The following is a 16462-nucleotide window of genomic DNA, read 5'->3' as shown; positions in this document are numbered from 1 at the left end:
ACTCCACGTGCGGCCAATCGTGTTCGTTCTTGGGTGCACTCCCTGGATGGTCTAGCTTATTCAACTTCGACGTTGGGTGTTGTTTCGCTTTTTCGGGTGGTTCGCCAACTGACTAGAAAGTTTGAAGGCAGCAACCCTACGTGGGTTCGGCGAGCTGGTAATTACGATGAACTTGTTGACATTAGCCCTCGCGATCTGGATGACCTGATAATTTCAGATCAATACATGCTAATGGAACGCCTTAAGAATAGTCGAGTGCAGTCTAATGCTGCCGTCAGCTTGCTGACCGGATCTTCGGCGAGACTGCCTTTGCAAGATGACAGCGTAGACTTGGTTCTAACCTCTCCGCCGTATCTGACGCGTATCGACTACGCGGTTTCTTATTCGCGGGAGCTCGCGGTCTTGGGCGTGGATATATCTGTCGATCGACGGCTTAGGTCTTCTCTTATGGGCACGACATTGATTCGCCCTTCTGCAACTGAATCCACTTTATATGGCGATCTTGCAAATGATCTAGTTCGACAAGTTTCCGAACATAAAAGTAAAGCGTCATCGGGCTACTATCGCAAGCAGGTGGTGCAGTACTTGGACGACCTTGTCGGCAGTTTGAGTGAAATAGATAGAGTGTGCAGAAAGGAATCGACGCTAATTCTTGTGGTACAAGACTCCTACTACAAGGACGTCGCGGTTCGACTTGCCGATATATGTGAAGACGAGGTTCGCTCCCGCGGTTGGTCGATTTCTGGCAGAGAAGAATTTGAGGTAAGCCGTAGCCTTACTACGGTAAACAAGGCTGCTCAAGCCTACGTTAAGGGTAAGGTGTCTGAGACGGTTCTCACACTCAGAAAGGAGTAAGTCCTCGCATGGCGAAACCAGATGAGTCAGAAGACATCATCGGTGAGGTTGACGAGAAGATTACTGCTGTTCGCACCAGTTCGATTGATTTTTCGTTCAACGAATTGGCGGACATGCATGCGTCTGGTGAGCTCATCATCGATCCCGAGTTTCAGCGAATGTTTCGCTGGAATGAGGGGGCGCAGTCGCGCTTCATCGAATCTCTTTTGCTTGAATTGCCGATCCCGCCTATCTTTCTGATTGAACGGGAAGATCGGATTTACGAGTTGATCGATGGGCTACAGCGCTTGTCGTCGTACCTGCACTTCACTAGTAGGTTGGCGCCTGAGGGAGAGCCGCTGCCCCCACTTGAACTTTCCGATTGCGATATTATTGAAAAGCTTAACGGGTACTCTTACGAGTCACTCCCCCGTCCTCTTAAAATTAAGCTGCGACGAAGCTACGTCCGCGCAGAAATCTTGCGCAAAGAAAGCGATCCGCGGCTGCGTTACTATATGTTTAAGCGCTTGAACACTGGCGGCGAACTACTGTCTCAGCAAGAAATTCGCAATGCGACGATCAGGCTGCTGTCTAATGAGTTCAACAGCTTTATGATTGATCTTAGTCAAAATCCCGATTTCGTCGCGTGTACAAGCATAATATCTACCGATGCGCGAAACAGGAAGTTTGACCAAGAGTTGGTCCTGCGATTCTTCGCATTAAAGAACGACTTCTTAAGCTATGTTCATGACGTAAGCGAATTCTTGACAGACTACATGGAGAAAGTCTCGGACCCCGACGATTCAACGGCTTTCGATTTTGACTCTGAGCGTGCCGTATTTGCCAAGACCTTCTCGATCTTGAAGAAGATTAGCGATATCCTGAATATAGATTCCAGGATCTTTGGTACGATTGGCAGGGGAAACGAACCGCGAAGTCAGTTCTCCGTTTATCATTTTGAAGGCCTGTCGCTCGGCTTGCAAAGTGTTTTATCGATCGTGGATCTAGATGATGCTGAGCAGCTCGAGAAATTGGCCGCAGTTGCGCGCAAAGGTAAGTCGGATCAAGAGTTCTTGAAGCATGGCGGAGCAGGAAAGAACTATAGAACGCCCACTAGGGCTCGAATCGCATATTTCGCAGATAGATTCTCGGCGGCACTCCGTTGAACATAGAGGACTTGCGCACCGCCCTGGAGGAGGACCTTGCCTGGCGCTTGGACGAATTGCGCCATTTGAGAAACGAGCTTTTGGGTCGCCGTGAACCGGACGACTGGCCTGCGTCTGCGTTGCGTGCGATCCTCGTAATGCAGTACGCTCATCTCGAGGGGTTCGCGCGAAATGCTTTCTCCTTGTATGTCTCGGCCATAAATTCGAGGTCCTTGCAGTCGGATGAGGTTCATCCGCAACTGGCAGCTTCATCGTTGATAGCTGAATTTGACGCTCTGAGGCTTGGAAATGTGCCGGAGCAAGAGAGTGAGTCCGGTCGATTAAGCCGCCGCGCCAGGCAGCAGGTTGAATTTATCGAGAAGATGCGCGATGCGTATCGATCTCCGGTGAACATAGATGCGGATGCTGCGGTGTCTATGGAAATGAATTTCGGGAGCGATGTTCTTCGCAGAACGTTGTACCGGTTGGCTATTCCTGACGATAAAGTTGACAAGAGTTACTATTCATCGCTTGAGTTTGTGCGGAATGCTCGAAATGATATTGCGCACGGTAGTCGTAAAGAAAGAATCGCGGCGGGCCTCTTCGAGGCGCATAGAAAAAAGTGTGAAAACTTCATGAATGATCTAGCTAGGTTGATAACCTCAGCTGTACGAGAGGAATGGTTCAGAGTGGTGGAAGCGGCGAGTTAGATGCGATCGCTGGAGTGGGTCAGGGAGCTCGCGGCTAGACGACTCAGTGAGGAGCTACCGCGTCGTTGGAAACATTCCTGCGGAGTGCGCGAGCGGCTGAGGGCAGTGGAGCGGTTGTTTTCCGCAGACGATGCGAAGATGCTCGCTGCGGCTGGGCTGGTTCACGACATCGGGTATGCGGAGAAGCTGGCGGTTACGGGACTGCACGCGTTAGACGGTGCTCGGCATCTGCGGGGGGTCGGGGCTCCGGAGCGGTTGTGCGCGTTGGTGGCGCACCATTCGGCGGCGCACGTAGAGGCCGACCTGCGGGGCCTGGCTGACGAGTTGGCCGCGTGGGCTGACGAGCGGACGCCACTGAGAGACGCTCTGTGGTGGGCAGACATGACCACGTCGCCGGATGGTGAAGTCGTCACCTTCGAGGAGCGCGCGAAGGAGATTCAGGAGCGGTACGGACCAGATGACGTCGTGTCGACGTTCATCCAGGTAGCGCGGCCGGAGCTGGCGGGCGCAGTCGAGCGGACAGAAGCCCGGTTGCGGGCGGCTGGCATCAACTACGTGTAGAACGGCTGGTCAGCACCCTCGAAACCGCGGGCGATCCTGAGCCGGATGGCGGGATGGATATTGAGGCCGTCCAGCTTGGCTGGTTCGACCCACAGAACCTCTTTGCTCTCGCTGCTCGTGCGCAGGTCACCGGACAGAGGGCGGGCGCGGAAGCAGAGCGAGAACTCCTGACGGACCTCGCCGTCGTCGTACTCGATGACGTAGTCGGGGTCGGAGAAGATCCCGATGAAGCCAGTGACGTCGACAGTCAGGCCTGTCTCTTCCTCGACCTCGCGGACCACGGCCTGTGCCACTGACTCGCCGAACTCCTGGCCGCCGCCAGGGATGGCGTACCGGTCGTTGTCGGTGCGCCGGATCATCAGCAGCCGGCCAGCCTCGTCCAGGATGAACGCGCTGACGGCGACCCGCAGTGAGTTCGCCTCCGGCGCGTTCGATTCGTGGTAGTGGTCTCGGCGTGCCATAGCTCCTTGCCTACCAGGTCAGCGGCTTGGCGGCAGCCCAGACGGTCTCGAAGCTCTCCATGTACGTCTCGAACATGTCGCCCTTCGGCGTCTGCCGGAGGTGCAGAGCGGGGGCGTGTGCTCCTGGAAGGCCGTACACATGGGTGTTGATGACCATCTCGTCGTCGAACCGGAACACCGAGTTGTACAGCGTGGTGGTGTGCAGCCGTGCCTCTACGCCGGGTATGCCATCGAGCGGGCGTAGGAACGCTAGTGCGTTGCGGATGCGAGCGGAAACCGTGCGTGCGTCGAGCCGTTCCTCTTCGCTGCGCTTGGTGGCCTCGTCCGCGTCGGGATCGCCGAACAGAAGCCGAATTTTGGCCCCATCACTGGCTTTCTGTTTGATCTGCTTCGCAAACGTCGGTCGTTCAACGAGGAACAGGGCGGCCAGGCAAAGAATGTCGATGCGTTCCCCGCTGTCGTCCAGCAGCCGAGTCCACAGGTCGGCAGGGATCGCGTTCCGGTGCGAGAAGACTTCGACGACTTCCGGGTTGCCGCGCGGTTCCATCGCGGAGCTTGGCGGATTAATGGCCTGGCTCGTCGGCGACGTAGTCGGTTCGGGGACGAACTCGATTCCACCGTCGTGAAACTCGAAGAGTTGTTCGGCTTGCCAGCCGGGAAGCATTGCTTCAAGGATTCGGCAGTGGTCGGCGTAGGGCAGGCCGACGAGTTCGCCGGACAGCCATCGGTAGAACTGGGCTTTGCTGGGAAAGCTGCCCCTCAGGCTCTTGTCGACCTTCTCGGCCACCTTGTCGTACTCGCGGCAGAACGCGCGGTAGCTCTGCAAGTGTCGTCCTCTGAGCAGGACTTTGAGGACGATCGGCCGGGCTTCCTGAGCTGTGGTGTCGGGGCTCATGAGACCAACGTAGCACGGGAGACGAGACAAGACGAGACAAGGTGAGTGCGAGACGCTGTGAGGCGAGACCTAGACGGTGTCGTGACGGGACACTCATTTGGCCGATTGTTGTAGGTACGCCGGTAAAGGCGTATCCGACAAGCGGGAAGGTTCACTACGACATGGCGATCGAAAAGGGCATCCGATTCAGCGTTGACCACGATGACGCGTTTCCGCAGGGTCTTGTGATGGTGGGCGAAGTGTCGCCGGACAACGAATATCAGTCGCGTGAGGAGAGGGCGCAGGGGCGGCCGACGAGGCAGCGGGTGGACGAGGTGACCGGTAAGCGGCAGTGGAAGTTCATGGCGACCGACCCCGGTGAGACGAAGGCGAAGCGGGCTTCGTTCGAGATCACGCTGCTGGCCGACGTGCAACCGGTGCCCACGACGGGTGAGGTGATGCCGGGTATGCGCCCGGTGGAGCTGGACGGGTTGACCGCTGAGCCGAAGGTGGCCGGGCAGGGTGAGTACAAGTACCTGTCCTACGTGTTCCGCGCTACCGGATTCAAGGCGGCGGGAAGTGGCGCGGGCGGGAAGGCTTCCCGGTCGACGGCGGGTGAATCCTCGGCCAAGGCCGCGTGACGGCACTGACTTCTAGAGGGAAGTGGTGTCGTGACGTCGAAAAAGCAGGTGTCCGCGTGGGAGTCGGCGTATCGCGTTTATCGGGACGCGGCGGACGTGGATGCACGGTCGCGGGGCGCGAATCCGGATGTTGCGCGAGAGATGGCGGCGGCGTCGCGGTTGGTCGCTCAGGCATGGCGAGCGCTGGGCAGTGATCCCGACCTGCCGTGGTGGGTGGTCGCCGCCGTGGGGTCCGCTGCGCAAGCCTTCGAGGACCAGGCACGGCAGTGGGAACGCAAGGCGGGAGGTGACGAGTATGCGGGAGGGGTTCGGCCCAACGTGGGTGATCAGCCCGTGGGACGAGGTGACGGTGGAGGAAACTGGTTCGGGTCCGGGGTCGCCCCCGGCGCTGGTGCTGTCGGGCACAGCGGGATCGCTGACGATCCGTCCTCCCGAACATCGGGGCGACTGGCTGAGCCGGGCCGTCTTCCTTCGCCGACTCCGCGATTGCGCGGACGAACTGGCGGCACTGCTCGAAAGCCGCGCACGGACCGGGGCCTGTGATGACGACTCCGGGAAGGAATGAGCCGCAAACACTCAAGGATGCGCACGACGTTGCGGCAGCGACTCGCCCGCTGCCAGGGGCAAGCCTGACGACGTGGCTCAAATGGCGGCAGGCCAACGCCAAAATGTATCGCGCTGTGTCCGATGTGGACCGTTTCCATCACCACGAGATTCGGTACTGGGTCGCGCACGAGGACGGCAAGGCGGAAGAACTGGCCGCGAGGATTCGGGCGGAGAAATCGGATGCCAAGTAGACGCGTGCAGGAATGGGGAGGCAACGGCGACGGCTCGATGCTGAGCGGCAAGACGGCGGCGCAATGGCTGCGGCGGGCACGTCGATTTCGGCGGTTGACCCAAGCTCAACTTGCCGCACGATCCGGCATCAGCCCTCGGCACCTCGGCCAACTGGAGCGGGGCGAACGGCCGTTGACCACTGTGACTACAGCGGTCCGCCTGGCGGATGGCCTGGATATCGCACGGGAGCACGTGTGGTTGGTCGCGCTTCGGGAGTTCGAACGCAAGGAGCGTGCACAAAAGAACTGATCAGATAGGCGAGAACTGAAGATCGACGATTTTCGCACGTGGGGACGTGCGGCGTATAAACGCGTCCCCACGTGGCTAAAAGTGTCCCTTAAAACGCAGAACCGGCCCTTGGCTACCAACCTGTTCCGGTTCTGCGCCTGTCCACTGGAGCAGTGAACAATGACGAAGATAAATGACGGCACACAGTGCGAGTCAACGGGGGTCACCCGAACGCGCTGTACGGAATGCAAACGGTTCGCTCGGCTGCTGCCGGGTGAGGAGAAGTGCTCCCCGTGCCTGGGGATGCTGCCGCTGTCGATCGTGGTTCCCGCTGCTGGTCTGCGGGGTGGTCGGTGATGAACACGCAGGAGGTCATGACCACCCTTGCGGTCGGCGGGGGCCTGGCGGTGGTGTTGTGGGTGCTGGCGAAGGTCGGCCGTGTGCTGGCAAGTGTGTTCGAGGCTCTGGCCGCGTTGGCGGTGCTCGGTGTGGCGTTGTGGGGTCTGCTGCGGGCGGTCGGCTGGGTTGTTCGGCAACTCGTCGGGCACTGGCGTACCTGTCTGGCGCTGCTGGGTTTGTGGGCCTGGTGCACGGTGCTGGGCTGGGTGTCCCTCGTCGTCACGGTCGGCGTGTTGGCGGCGGTGCTGCTGGTGTGGTGGCGGTTGGACGAGGTGGGCTATGACCTGTGGTGTGGGCGGTGGCTGCGGGCGTGGTGGCTGCGCTGGGCGCTCTACGGGCGGAAGCTGGCCGGGTGGCTGCACGCCTGCGGCCTGACGGTGCGCGATGACGCGATCCCGGTCGACGTGACGGTGAACCTGGTGTCCCGTCGGCGCAAGCGTGAGGCGGTCGCGAAGGCGCGTCAGGCGTCCGGGGTGGCGGTGCCGAAACTGCTGTCGGTCCGCTCCGGTCCGTCGTGGGATGAGGTCCGGGTCCGGCTGGTCGCTGGGCAGAAGCCGGAAGACTTCGATGAGGTCGCGCGAGAGCTGGCGGTGGCGCGCAAGGTCGCGCGGTGCCAGGTGCGGGAGCTTGAGCCGGATGTGGTGTCCATCGACTTCATGCGCCGTGATCTGCTCGACGCGGCGGTGACGTGCCTTCCGGTCCCGGAGATGGTGTCCGTGGACGGCTCGGGAGTGGATCTGAGGGCGGTCTATGCGGGGTCGACGGAGTACGGCATTCCGTGGACGCTGCCTCTCGTTGGTGGTGGCGCGCACACGCTCGTGGCTGGTGCGTCGGGGTCGGGGAAGGGCTCGGTCCTCTGGGCTCCGCTGGTGTCGGCTGCGGCACCGATCCGCGCCGGTCTCATCCGGGTGTCCGGGATCGGCCCGAAAGCGGTGGAACTCGCTTACGGGCGCGGGATCTTCGCCCGCTACGGCGTGTCCGGCAAGGAGGCCCTGGACGTCCTGGACGCGCTGATGGAGGAGCTGGAGAACCGTAAGCGCGTCTTCGCCGGACACACCCGTCAGGTCCCGGTTTCGACGGAGTATCCAGTGGAGCTGCTGGAGTTCGACGAGATCGGCGCTCTGACCCGCTACACCGACCGCAAGACCCGTGACGCGATCGTGGAACGGGTCGCGATCCTGACCACCCAGGGGCGGGCGCTCGGGTTCGCGATCCGGGGCTATGTCCAGGAACCGACCAAGGAAACGGTTCCGGTGCGGGAGCTGTTCACCCGCCGTATCTGCCTGCGGGTGACCGCGAAGAGTCAGGTCCCGATGGTCCTCGGGGACGGCGCCTACGAGCGTGGGGCGTGGGCGAACCGGATTCCCGAGTCGGCGGCCGGTGTCGGCTACGTCTGGGGCGAAGGCATCCGCGAACCGCTGCGGGTCCGGGCCGGGTGGGTTCCGGACCAGACCGTCAAGCATCTGGAGCACTACGTCACCAACGGCGGTGCCTCGGTCATCCACCTGTCAGACCGGCGCGGCGAGAGGGGGACGGCATGACCAGCACAACCACAGATCCCCAGGTCGAGGACACTGCGGCAAGCCCGCCGGCCACGAATGGACGAATCCGCGGTGCCTTGTCGACAGAGGTCGTGAAGGCCACCGCGGAAAAGCACGGCGTGTGCGTCCGGCCCTTCACGATGGAAGTGGGAGACACCGAAACCGGCGAGATCCGCTACGTACCCGTGCCCTGTGGGGCGACGGTCGAATCGGTGTGCCTTCCGTGTGCTCGCAAGGCAAAGGCGCTTCGTCAGGCGCAATGCCGTGAAGGCTGGCACATGACCGAGGAACCTGTCATCGCCCGCGAGACGCCGTCGAAGACCCAAACGGAGCTGGTGGCGTTCCGGGCTGATCTGGCGGCGGCCTATCGGGATGCGCTGGCAGTCGGTGATGAGGTCGAGATGGAGGAGCTGCGGGCAGAGGTCGCCTCGGTGGACGAGGAGCTGCGGGCGTCCGGGATGACGGGTCGCCTGCCCGCTCTCGACGTCCCGGAGAAGCGTCCAGTGAAGCGGTCGACCAAGCGACGGCAGGACGCTCCGAACCTGCCACGCCGCAAGGTCACCAAGACCACCGTGGGCCGTGAGTACGCGGGGAAGTTCCGACCGTCGATGTTCGTCACTCTCACCTGCGACACCTACGGCCCGGTCCGGTCCGACGGTTCGCCAGTGAACCCCTCGACGTACGACTACCGGCGGGCGGCTCGGGACGCGGTGCACTTCTCCGCTTTGGTGGACAGGTGGTGGCAGAACCTGCGGCGCGTGGTCGGCTGGGACGTGCAGTACTTCGCCACCGTGGAACCCCAACGGCGGGCGGCCCCGCACCTGCACACCGCCCTACGCGGCTCCATCTCCCACGAAGTCATCCGGATGGTCACAGAGGCCACCTATCACCAGGTGTGGTGGCCCAACCATGACGAGATCGTCTACACGGACCGGGAACCGTTGTGGGACATGAATTCCCGGACGTTCGTGGACCCGGACACTCGGGAAGCGCTGCCGTCGTGGGATGAGGCCGTGGAGGAGGTGGAGGAACCGGCGCACGTGGTCACGTTCGGCCGTCAGGTGCACTCCAAGGGGATCTTGGGCGGCACGGAGGAATCCGGGCGACACATCGGCTACCTCACCAAGTACCTGACCAAGTCCACGGGTGAGGTGGCCGACGCCGATACAGCCGCCCAGCGGGATCACCACGACCGGCTTCACGCTGAACTGTCGGTGACCCCGTGCTCGCCTCGGTGCGCGGTGTGGCTGCTGTACGGCATCAACCCCAAGGGAGCCAACGGAAAGACCGTCCCCGGACACTGCAAGGGACGCGCTCACCGTCGAACGACGCTCGGGCTACCGGGGCGGCGGGTGCTGGTGTCGCGGAAGTGGTCGGGCAAGACCGTGGCCGATCACAAGGCAGACCGGAAGGGCTTCGTCCTGGACGCGCTGGCCGCTGTCGGCATCACCAAGGAACAACCCGAACCGGACCGGTTCGTCTGGCGCAAGGTCGAACCCGGAGACACCCACTGCCCACCACGGGACCACCTCGTGATGCGCGCCATCTCCGAACGGATCACCTGGCGGGCCGAGTACGACCGGGCGTTACTCGCGGCACAGGGGCCACCCGGTGAAGGTCCGGAAACTTCGGCAACTCGACAAGCGGCCTAGGAAGGGGGAGACGTGGAGAAGAACTATCTGACAGTCGATGAAGCGGCTGAGTACCTGAACACGGGTGTCCGGTTCGTGCGGCGGCTGATCGCGGAACGGCGGATTGCCTTCCACAAGGTCGGCGTTCACGTTCGGCTGGCGGTCGCTGATCTGGATGCGTTCGTGATGGCGGGACGCGTCGAGCCGGTACAGGTGAGCTGGTCCGCTGGTCGGGCGGTGGCGTGATGGCGAAGAAGCGGAGGCGGTTCGGGTCGGTTCGGAAGCTGCCTTCCGGCCGGTTTCAGGCATCGTTCCTCGGTCCGAACGGAGTGCGCCAGTACGCGCCGGACACGTTCCGGACCAGGACCGACGCTGATCGATGGCTGGTCGGCGTAGAGGCGGACATCAACAAGGGCGCCTGGCTGGACGACAAGCTAGGACGAGAAACGTTCGGCAACTACGCGGGTGCCTACCTGCGCGACAGTCCGAACATCGGGGACAGGTGGGAGGAGACGTGTCGGCGGAACATGCGCCTTCACATGACTGAGCTGCTGGACCTCCCGCTGATCGCGATCACCCCGCCGGTGGTGCGGAGCTGGTACGCCAAGGCCCTGCTCGGGAAGGGCGGGAAGACGTCGATCGGGCAGTCGTACCGCTTCCTCCGTGCCGTGATGAACTCGGCCAAGAGGGACGGGGCGATCGTGATCAACCCCTGCCAGATTCCCGGCGCGGGCTCGGACAAGGCCAAAGAGCGGGGCATCGCCAACCCTGGGCAGATCGTTGAGCTTGTCGAGGCGATCACTCCTCGCTACCGGGCGGCTGTGCTGCTGGCGGCCTGGTGCGGTCTTCGTCGCGGTGAGGTCTGCGGCCTGCGGACGGCTGACGTGGACCTGGTGGACGGCGTCGTGTGGGTCCGGAAGAACCGGGTGGAGCTTCTGGAGAGTCCGAAGAAGTACGACAAGGACCCCAAGACGGACGCGGGGCGTCGGCCGGTGTCGGTCCCTCCGCACGTCATGCCGTACCTGCGGGATCACATGAAGGAGTGGGCGGGGCGGGATCGGTTCTTCGTCGGCAGGGACGGGCAGCCGATGCGGGGGAACGCGGTCTATCAGGCGTTCGTCCGGGCACGGGTGAAGGTCGGCGTGGATGTGAGCTATCACGACCTGCGGCACACGGGCCAGACACTCGCGGCGAGTGCGGGTGCGACGCTGGCTGACCTCAAGAAGCGGCTCGGGCACGCGTCGGCGGCTGCGTCCCTCCGGTATCTCCACGCGGTCGAAGGGCGGGACAAGGAGGTAGCCGACCAACTGAGCAAGCTCGCTGCTCACGGGAACGCTGCCAAGCTGCCCAAGACCATCATCGTGAAGCACTGAGGCGCGATGTTGCACGGGGGTTGCACGCGGCACTGGTGCAACCCCCGTGACCAGCGGAAACGTCTGTGCCTGAAAAGCGGAAGGTCGCCGGTTCGACCCCGGCCCTGGCCACCGCTCGACGAACCGCCTCGATGCACATCGAGGCGGTTTTTTCATGCCTGGCAAAGGGTTCACGCCAACGCGCGGTGGCGGCCGATGTCGCAGGTGCATCGGGCGCCACCGCGCGGGGCGGGACCTGGCGGCTACTGACCGGTCTGCTGCTTGATCCAGTCGCCGAACGCGGTCACGTCGGTGTAGATACCCGGCATCTCCGGGCAGCTGGCGGTCTGGCCGCGGCTCGTGGCACCGACCAGCGTCCACTTGTCGCCCGACTTCACCACGGCGGGGCCGCCCGAGTCGCCGTAACAGGCGCTCGCCTTGCCGCCCTGGTTGTCCATGCACAGCTCGGTCTGCGCGTCGTAGGCCCCGGAGCCGGAACAGCCGGAGTCTTCGGCGACCTTGGTGTCGAGCTGCTGGAGAACCACCGGTGCTTCACCGCAGCCGCGCGTCGGACAGGTCAGCCCCCAGCCGATCTCCCGCACGTCGGTGCCCGCCGCCGGCGACTGGCCGATCTCGATCGGCGCCGCCTCCGCGGGCTTGCTCAAGTGCACCAGGGCGATGTCGTACGGGCCGGAGCCGTCGTACTTCTCGTGGACCACGAACTTGTCCACCTCGGCGACCTCGCCGCCCTTGGTGTGGTCGGTGGTGTTGAGGCGGTACTGCCAGTTCGACGGCTGCTCGCCCTCGACGCAGTGCGCGGCGGTCACCAGCCACTCCGGCGTGATCAGCGACGCGCCGCAGTTGTGGTCGCCGCTCTTGGTCTGCATGGACGCCATGAAGCTGTAGGTCTCGGTCGCGTCCACACCACCCACGATCAGCGGCTGAACGCCCGAGGGCGGTTCGGCGGCGGAAGCCGGCATCGCCAACCCGAGTACGGCGGCCGCTCCGGTCAGCAGACCGGCGACGAGGGAACGAGTCCTCATCTGCTTTCTCCTTCCACACCGGTGTGTTTCACCGGCTCACTCCGGAAGGGTGGCCAATCGTCACTCGTCCGTGGAAGTGACGAAAGTCGGTGGCCGTTGCCAGTTACCAGTTGGGCGGCCTTGACTTCGAGTTAGGTGGAGGTGTCAATCTCGCAGCATGACAATCGCACCTGAGCAGGTCGACGAATGGACCGTCGGCACCCTCGACCTCGACGCCTATCTCGGCCGGATCGGCCAGGACCGCGCGAAACCTTCCGCCGCCGCGCTGCGTGAGCTGGCGAAGGCGCACGTCTTAGCCATTCCGTTCGAGAACGTCGACGTCGTTTTGGGGCAGCACAAGGGAATCGTGCTCGAAGACGTGATCGGTAAACTCGTCCGCCGCCGGCGTGGCGGCTACTGTTACGAGCACGGAAGCCTTTTCGCGGCGGCCGCCGAACAGCTCGGCTACCCCGTACGCCGCTTGGTCGCGCGGGTGCAGCCGCAGAAGAACGGGCCGTACACGCATATGACGCTCGTGGTGGAGGCCGACGGTGTCCCGCATCTGGTCGACGTCGGATTCGGCGCCGGGATGCTGGTGCCGATGCCGCTGGTCGACGGCGCCGTCGTGGACCAGGCGGGCTGGCCGCACCGGCTCGTCGCCGACGGCGACTGGTGGCGCCTGCAGAAACGGGAGGGCGACGACTGGACCGACCTGCACGCCTTCACACTCACGCCGATGCACCGGATCGACTACGAGGTCTACCACCACTACACGTCGACGCATCCGCGGTCGCCGTTCACCGGGCAGCTCGTGGTCATGCGGCTGGAGGAAGGGCTCAGCCGCAAACTGGTCGGCGAGGAGTTCATCGTCGAACGCCCGGACGGGACCAAGGAGACCACCACGATCCCGCCCGAGCGGCTCGACGCGACACTGCGCGAGCTGGACGTCGTCCTCACCGAGGACGAGCTCGCGAAACTGCTGACGATCTATCCGGGCTGAGCGCTCAGAGTTCGAATTCGGCGCGCTTGTCCTCGGGGACGAGATCCTCGTACTCACGGTGCTTCGCGATGAACGAGCGCACGTACGGGCAGTAGGGCAGGACGGACCCGCCCTGCGCCCGGACGTCGTCGAGCGCCGCGGTCACGAGCTTGCCCGCCAGGCCCTGTCCCGCGTACTCGTCCGAGATCTCGGTGTGCAGGAACAGGATCGCGTCCGGGCGGGTGCGGGTGTCCAGGAACCCGGCGGTCTTCCCGTCCACCACGATGTCGTAGCGGTCTTTACCGGCTTTGATCTCGACACTCATCCCACGGCTCCGAAAAGTTCGTCCGGCGGCGCGGGGCGACCGAGATGGAAGCCCTGCGCCTGGTCACAACGCAGCTCGCGCAGGATCGCGAGCTGCTGTCCGTCTTCGACGCCTTCGGCGACGACGATCAGGTCGACCGCGTGCGCCATCGCGATGATGCTCTTGACGATCGCCGCCGCGTCGCGCGATTCCGCGATGCCGGTGACGAAGGTGCGGTCGATCTTGAGCGTATCCAAGGGGAGCCGTTGCAGCTGGGCGAGCGACGAGTAGCCGGTGCCGAAGTCGTCGATCGCCAGTGAGACACCGAGATCGCGCAACGACGTCAGGACTTCGGCGGCCGCGGCCTGGTCCCGCATCAGCGCGCTCTCGGTGACCTCCAGGGTCAGCGCGTGCGGCGGGAGCCCGGTGGTCTTCAGCGCGTCCTGCACCCCGGCGACCAGATGCGGGTCGTCCAGCTGCCGGGCCGAGAGGTTCACCTTGAGGTTGAGGTCGATGCCGAGCTGCTCGCGCCGCCTGGCGATCTCACGGGTGGTGGTGCGCAGGACGTACTTGCCGATCAGGTTGATCAGGTCACTTTCCTCGGCCAGCGGGATGAACTCGGCGGGCGAGATCGTGCCGTGCGCCGGATGTTTCCAGCGCAGCAACGCCTCCACGGCGACCATCTCGCCGGATTCGATGTCCACGACCGGCTGGTACGCCGTCCAGAGTTCCTCGTTCTGCAACGCGTCGCGCAGGTCCTGTTCCATCCGGAGCCGCCGCTGCATCCGCTCGCGCAGCTCGACGTCGAAGAACTCGTAGCGCGCCCGGCCGAGCGTTTTCGCTTGGTACATCGCGACATCCGCGTCGCGCAGCAGGTCTTCGGCGGTCCTGGTGTCGTCGTTGGCCGCGGTGACGATGCCGATGCTGGCGTCGATGTGCAGCTGCCTGCCGTTGACGGTGATCGGTTCGGTCAGCGCTTCGCGCAGATGCTCGGCCAGTGCCTTGATCTCGTGCGGCTCGGTGATTTCCGCGGTCACGACGACGAATTCGTCGCCGCCCAGCCTGCCGACGAGATCGTTCTCGCCGATTCCACGGCGCAGCCGTTCGGCCGCGATGCGGAGCACCTTGTCACCGACCGAATGCCCGAGGGAATCGTTGATCACCTTGAACTTGTCGAGATCGATGAACAGCAGCGTGGTCAGCTCGGCGCGGCCCGCGCCGGACAGCGCCTCGGCGAGGCTGTCCAGCACGAGCGTCCGGTTCGCGAGTTCGGTGAGCGGGTCGTGCGTGGCCTCGTGGGCGAGCCGTTCACCGATGGCGCGGCGTTCGGTGATGTCGGTGAACGAGGCGACCACCGCCAGGGCCGACGGGTCCTCCGGGGTCAGCAATCGCGAGGTCAGCGAGATCCAGACGTCGTCGCCGGCGGGCCTCCGCAACCGCAGCACGAGACCGGTCAGCGTGGCCCCGGTGCGGCGGGTGATCACCGACGGCATCCGGGCGGGCGGGATCCGGCCCTGTTCGTCGTACAGCTCCAGCGTCACGCACGGGACGCCGATGAGGTCGTCGTGGCCGACGCCGATGATCCGGCACGCCGCGGGGTTGGCCGATTCGATGAGGCCGCCGGGGCCGATCACGACCACGCCTTCGTCGAGCGAGGCGACCACCGTGCTGTAGTGCTGTTCGGCGCGCCGCCGGGCCGTTTCGTCGGCGCAGACCAGGACGAAGCCGTCGTTCATCTCCGCGGCCGAGACGCGGATGGCCAGGGTCGAACCGTTGCGATGGCGGTGGGTCGTCTGCATGACGCCGCCCCGGCGCAGCACCGTTTCCGGGTCGAGCGCCGCGCCGACGAGGTCGCTGACCGTGCGGCCGATCGCCTCGCCCGCCGTCCAGCCGTAGACGTTCTCGGCGGCGGGGTTCCAGCTGGTCACCACGCCGGTGCCGCTGGTCGCGATGATCGCGTCGCTGACGTGGCTGATCAGCGCGGCCTGGTAGCGCAGGGTCGCTTCGGCGGCCTTCTGCGCGCTGATGTCGCGCATGATGACCTGGAACGCGGGCCTTCCTTCCCAGGTCGTACGTACCGAAATGCTCTGGACCAGATACTTCGTGCCGTCGAGCCGGAGCATGACGGTGTCGGCGGGGTCGGTCGACGCGCCTTGGCGGTGGAGCGACGCGATCCTGTCCAGCAGGGCCGGGAGCGATTCGTCGGCGACGAAATCCATGATCGGCCGCCCGATCAGCTCGGCCGTCGAAGACGCTCCGAGCGCGGTGACGGCCGCTCTGTTGACGTAGGTGACAACGCCGGCTTCGTGGACACAGACCGCGTCGGGGCTGAGTTCCACCAACAGCCGGTAACGGTCAGTGAGATCTTCGAGGGCTTGCCGGTTCTCGCGGACGTCGGTGACGTCGGTGGCGATGCCGAGCAGCCCCGTCGAGCCGTTGTCGTCGCCGATGGTGCGGGCGCGCAGCCGGATCCAGCGGACCTCGCCCGCCGGGTTCCGGAACGACTGCTCGAGTTCGAACTCGCGCCACGGCGGGGAAGTGCGGGTGCCGGAGGTCAGCGGGGCCACCAGATCGGCGAGCCTCGACTCGATCTCGGCTTCGGTGAGGACGCCGCCACCCAGCAGGTTCTCCAGTCCGGGCAGCCAGGACAGGGTCTCGTGCTCGAAGTCGTACGACCAGATGGCGGCGTGGTCGCCCGCGAGGCCGAGATCGCCGACCGGCCCGTTCCCGAACGGGGCGTCTGCCGGGCGACCGGGATTACCGGCTCCGGGCACGGCGAGGGCGTCAGCCTCCATGATCCGTCCGAACCCCCTCTTCCGGTGCTGGCACCGTCGATTACACCACCCGCCGGGGGCGCTGTATACGCGAACCGAAGGTCGGTCACCGCCGATATACGCGGGAGCAGATGAATACACGCTGTGTGACTGGCCTACGCTGGCGTGT

Annotated in this window: 17 protein-coding genes and 1 pseudogene; 13 read left to right on the top strand and 5 right to left on the bottom strand. The window is 64.0% G+C overall.

Annotated features, from left to right (window positions below):
- Positions 1-96: 96 nt before the first annotated feature.
- The 4 genes from NQK81_RS20880 to NQK81_RS20865 all read left to right on the top strand — a co-directional run bounded on the left by NQK81_RS20880 (position 97) and on the right by NQK81_RS20865 (position 3250).
- Positions 97-855: a hypothetical protein gene (locus NQK81_RS20880; RefSeq protein ID WP_257489434.1), complete on the top strand. Its 759-nt coding sequence runs from the start codon at positions 97-99 to the stop codon at positions 853-855.
- A gap of 8 nt (positions 856-863) precedes the next feature.
- Complete coding sequence (locus NQK81_RS20875; protein WP_257489433.1) at positions 864-2000, top strand: DUF262 domain-containing protein; 1137 nt, start codon at positions 864-866, stop codon at positions 1998-2000.
- A gap of 11 nt (positions 2001-2011) precedes the next feature.
- Entirely contained in the window at positions 2012-2689 is a 678-nt protein-coding gene (locus tag NQK81_RS20870; RefSeq protein ID WP_257489432.1) for an MAE_28990/MAE_18760 family HEPN-like nuclease, read from the top strand.
- Positions 2690-2773: 84 nt separating this feature from the next.
- Positions 2774-3250, top strand: coding sequence for an HD domain-containing protein (locus NQK81_RS20865; protein WP_257489431.1), 477 nt, complete (start codon positions 2774-2776; stop codon positions 3248-3250).
- Here NQK81_RS20865 and NQK81_RS20860 read toward each other — a convergent pair.
- Together NQK81_RS20860 and NQK81_RS20855 are read right to left on the bottom strand one after the other, a co-directional pair.
- Positions 3241-3711, bottom strand: coding sequence for an NUDIX hydrolase (locus NQK81_RS20860; RefSeq protein WP_257489430.1), 471 nt, complete (start codon positions 3709-3711; stop codon positions 3241-3243). The genes NQK81_RS20865 and NQK81_RS20860 overlap by 10 nt on opposite strands.
- A gap of 10 nt (positions 3712-3721) precedes the next feature.
- Entirely contained in the window at positions 3722-4606 is an 885-nt protein-coding gene (locus NQK81_RS20855) for a DUF5919 domain-containing protein (protein ID WP_257489429.1), read from the bottom strand.
- A 161-nt stretch (positions 4607-4767) separates the two neighbouring features.
- Here NQK81_RS20855 and NQK81_RS20850 point away from each other — a divergent pair, with 161 nt between their 5' ends.
- The 8 genes and pseudogenes from NQK81_RS20850 to NQK81_RS20820 all read left to right on the top strand — a co-directional run bounded on the left by NQK81_RS20850 (position 4768) and on the right by NQK81_RS20820 (position 11235).
- Positions 4768-5226: a hypothetical protein gene (locus NQK81_RS20850; protein WP_125731890.1), complete on the top strand. Its 459-nt coding sequence runs from the start codon at positions 4768-4770 to the stop codon at positions 5224-5226.
- Between the two features lie 542 nt (positions 5227-5768).
- The gene (locus NQK81_RS20845; RefSeq protein ID WP_257489428.1) at positions 5769-6023 is read left to right on the top strand and encodes an AMED_5909 family protein; all 255 of its coding nucleotides are present in this window, start codon (positions 5769-5771) and stop codon (positions 6021-6023) included.
- Between the two features lie 4 nt (positions 6024-6027).
- Positions 6028-6312: a helix-turn-helix domain-containing protein gene (locus NQK81_RS20840; RefSeq protein WP_257489427.1), complete on the top strand. Its 285-nt coding sequence runs from the start codon at positions 6028-6030 to the stop codon at positions 6310-6312.
- A 335-nt stretch (positions 6313-6647) separates the two neighbouring features.
- Positions 6648-8231 (top strand): FtsK/SpoIIIE domain-containing protein, encoded by a 1584-nt coding sequence (locus NQK81_RS20835; protein WP_257489426.1) that lies wholly within the window; start codon positions 6648-6650, stop codon positions 8229-8231.
- A complete protein-coding gene (locus NQK81_RS20830) occupies positions 8228-9883 on the top strand; it encodes a replication initiator (protein WP_257489425.1) in 1656 nt (551 codons plus the stop codon). The genes NQK81_RS20835 and NQK81_RS20830 overlap by 4 nt, the downstream gene beginning before the upstream one ends.
- 12 nt (positions 9884-9895) lie before the next feature.
- Positions 9896-10108 (top strand): helix-turn-helix domain-containing protein, encoded by a 213-nt coding sequence (locus NQK81_RS20825; protein WP_257489424.1) that lies wholly within the window; start codon positions 9896-9898, stop codon positions 10106-10108.
- A pseudogene (locus NQK81_RS45570) lies at positions 10108-10212 on the top strand (hypothetical protein); the annotation flags it as partial. The gene NQK81_RS20825 and the pseudogene NQK81_RS45570, both read left to right, overlap by 1 nt.
- Before the next feature lie 189 nt (positions 10213-10401).
- The gene (locus tag NQK81_RS20820) at positions 10402-11235 is read left to right on the top strand and encodes a tyrosine-type recombinase/integrase (protein WP_257489423.1); all 834 of its coding nucleotides are present in this window, start codon (positions 10402-10404) and stop codon (positions 11233-11235) included.
- Between the two features lie 242 nt (positions 11236-11477).
- Here the strand turns inward: NQK81_RS20820 and NQK81_RS20815 are convergent, their stop codons facing one another.
- Positions 11478-12257: a S1 family peptidase gene (locus NQK81_RS20815; protein ID WP_126732293.1), complete on the bottom strand. Its 780-nt coding sequence runs from the start codon at positions 12255-12257 to the stop codon at positions 11478-11480.
- Positions 12258-12414: 157 nt separating this feature from the next.
- Here NQK81_RS20815 and NQK81_RS20810 point away from each other — a divergent pair, with 157 nt between their 5' ends.
- Complete coding sequence (locus tag NQK81_RS20810; protein WP_257489422.1) at positions 12415-13236, top strand: arylamine N-acetyltransferase family protein; 822 nt, start codon at positions 12415-12417, stop codon at positions 13234-13236.
- A 4-nt stretch (positions 13237-13240) separates the two neighbouring features.
- Here NQK81_RS20810 and NQK81_RS20805 read toward each other — a convergent pair whose 3' ends face one another.
- Complete coding sequence (locus NQK81_RS20805) at positions 13241-13540, bottom strand: GNAT family N-acetyltransferase (protein WP_257489421.1); 300 nt, start codon at positions 13538-13540, stop codon at positions 13241-13243.
- Complete coding sequence (locus NQK81_RS20800) at positions 13537-16314, bottom strand: EAL domain-containing protein (protein WP_257489420.1); 2778 nt, start codon at positions 16312-16314, stop codon at positions 13537-13539. Before NQK81_RS20800 ends, NQK81_RS20805 begins: the two co-directional genes overlap by 4 nt.
- Positions 16315-16462 lie beyond the last annotated feature (148 nt).

This window comes from Amycolatopsis roodepoortensis, from assembly GCF_024628825.1.
Classification (GTDB): domain Bacteria; phylum Actinomycetota; class Actinomycetes; order Mycobacteriales; family Pseudonocardiaceae; genus Amycolatopsis; species Amycolatopsis roodepoortensis.
The sequence above is the reverse complement of the archived record's forward strand: the minus strand, read 5'-3'. Positions and strand labels throughout refer to the sequence as shown.

Excerpts from the sequence above, each read along its gene's own strand:
- NQK81_RS20875 (WP_257489433.1), top strand. The coding sequence starts at position 864 with ATGGCGAAACCAGATGAGTCAGAAGACATCATCGGTGAGGTTGACGAG.
- NQK81_RS20860 (WP_257489430.1), bottom strand. The coding sequence starts at position 3,711 with ATGGCACGCCGAGACCACTACCACGAATCGAACGCGCCGGAGGCGAAC.
- NQK81_RS20855 (WP_257489429.1), bottom strand. The coding sequence starts at position 4,606 with ATGAGCCCCGACACCACAGCTCAGGAAGCCCGGCCGATCGTCCTCAAA.
- NQK81_RS20850 (WP_125731890.1), top strand. The coding sequence starts at position 4,768 with ATGGCGATCGAAAAGGGCATCCGATTCAGCGTTGACCACGATGACGCG.
- NQK81_RS20845 (WP_257489428.1), top strand. The coding sequence starts at position 5,769 with ATGACGACTCCGGGAAGGAATGAGCCGCAAACACTCAAGGATGCGCAC.
- NQK81_RS20835 (WP_257489426.1), top strand. The coding sequence starts at position 6,648 with ATGAACACGCAGGAGGTCATGACCACCCTTGCGGTCGGCGGGGGCCTG.
- NQK81_RS20830 (WP_257489425.1), top strand. The coding sequence starts at position 8,228 with ATGACCAGCACAACCACAGATCCCCAGGTCGAGGACACTGCGGCAAGC.
- NQK81_RS20820 (WP_257489423.1), top strand. The coding sequence starts at position 10,402 with ATGACTGAGCTGCTGGACCTCCCGCTGATCGCGATCACCCCGCCGGTG.
- NQK81_RS20815 (WP_126732293.1), bottom strand. The coding sequence starts at position 12,257 with ATGAGGACTCGTTCCCTCGTCGCCGGTCTGCTGACCGGAGCGGCCGCC.
- NQK81_RS20810 (WP_257489422.1), top strand. The coding sequence starts at position 12,415 with ATGACAATCGCACCTGAGCAGGTCGACGAATGGACCGTCGGCACCCTC.
- NQK81_RS20805 (WP_257489421.1), bottom strand. The coding sequence starts at position 13,540 with ATGAGTGTCGAGATCAAAGCCGGTAAAGACCGCTACGACATCGTGGTG.
- NQK81_RS20800 (WP_257489420.1), bottom strand. The coding sequence starts at position 16,314 with ATGGAGGCTGACGCCCTCGCCGTGCCCGGAGCCGGTAATCCCGGTCGC.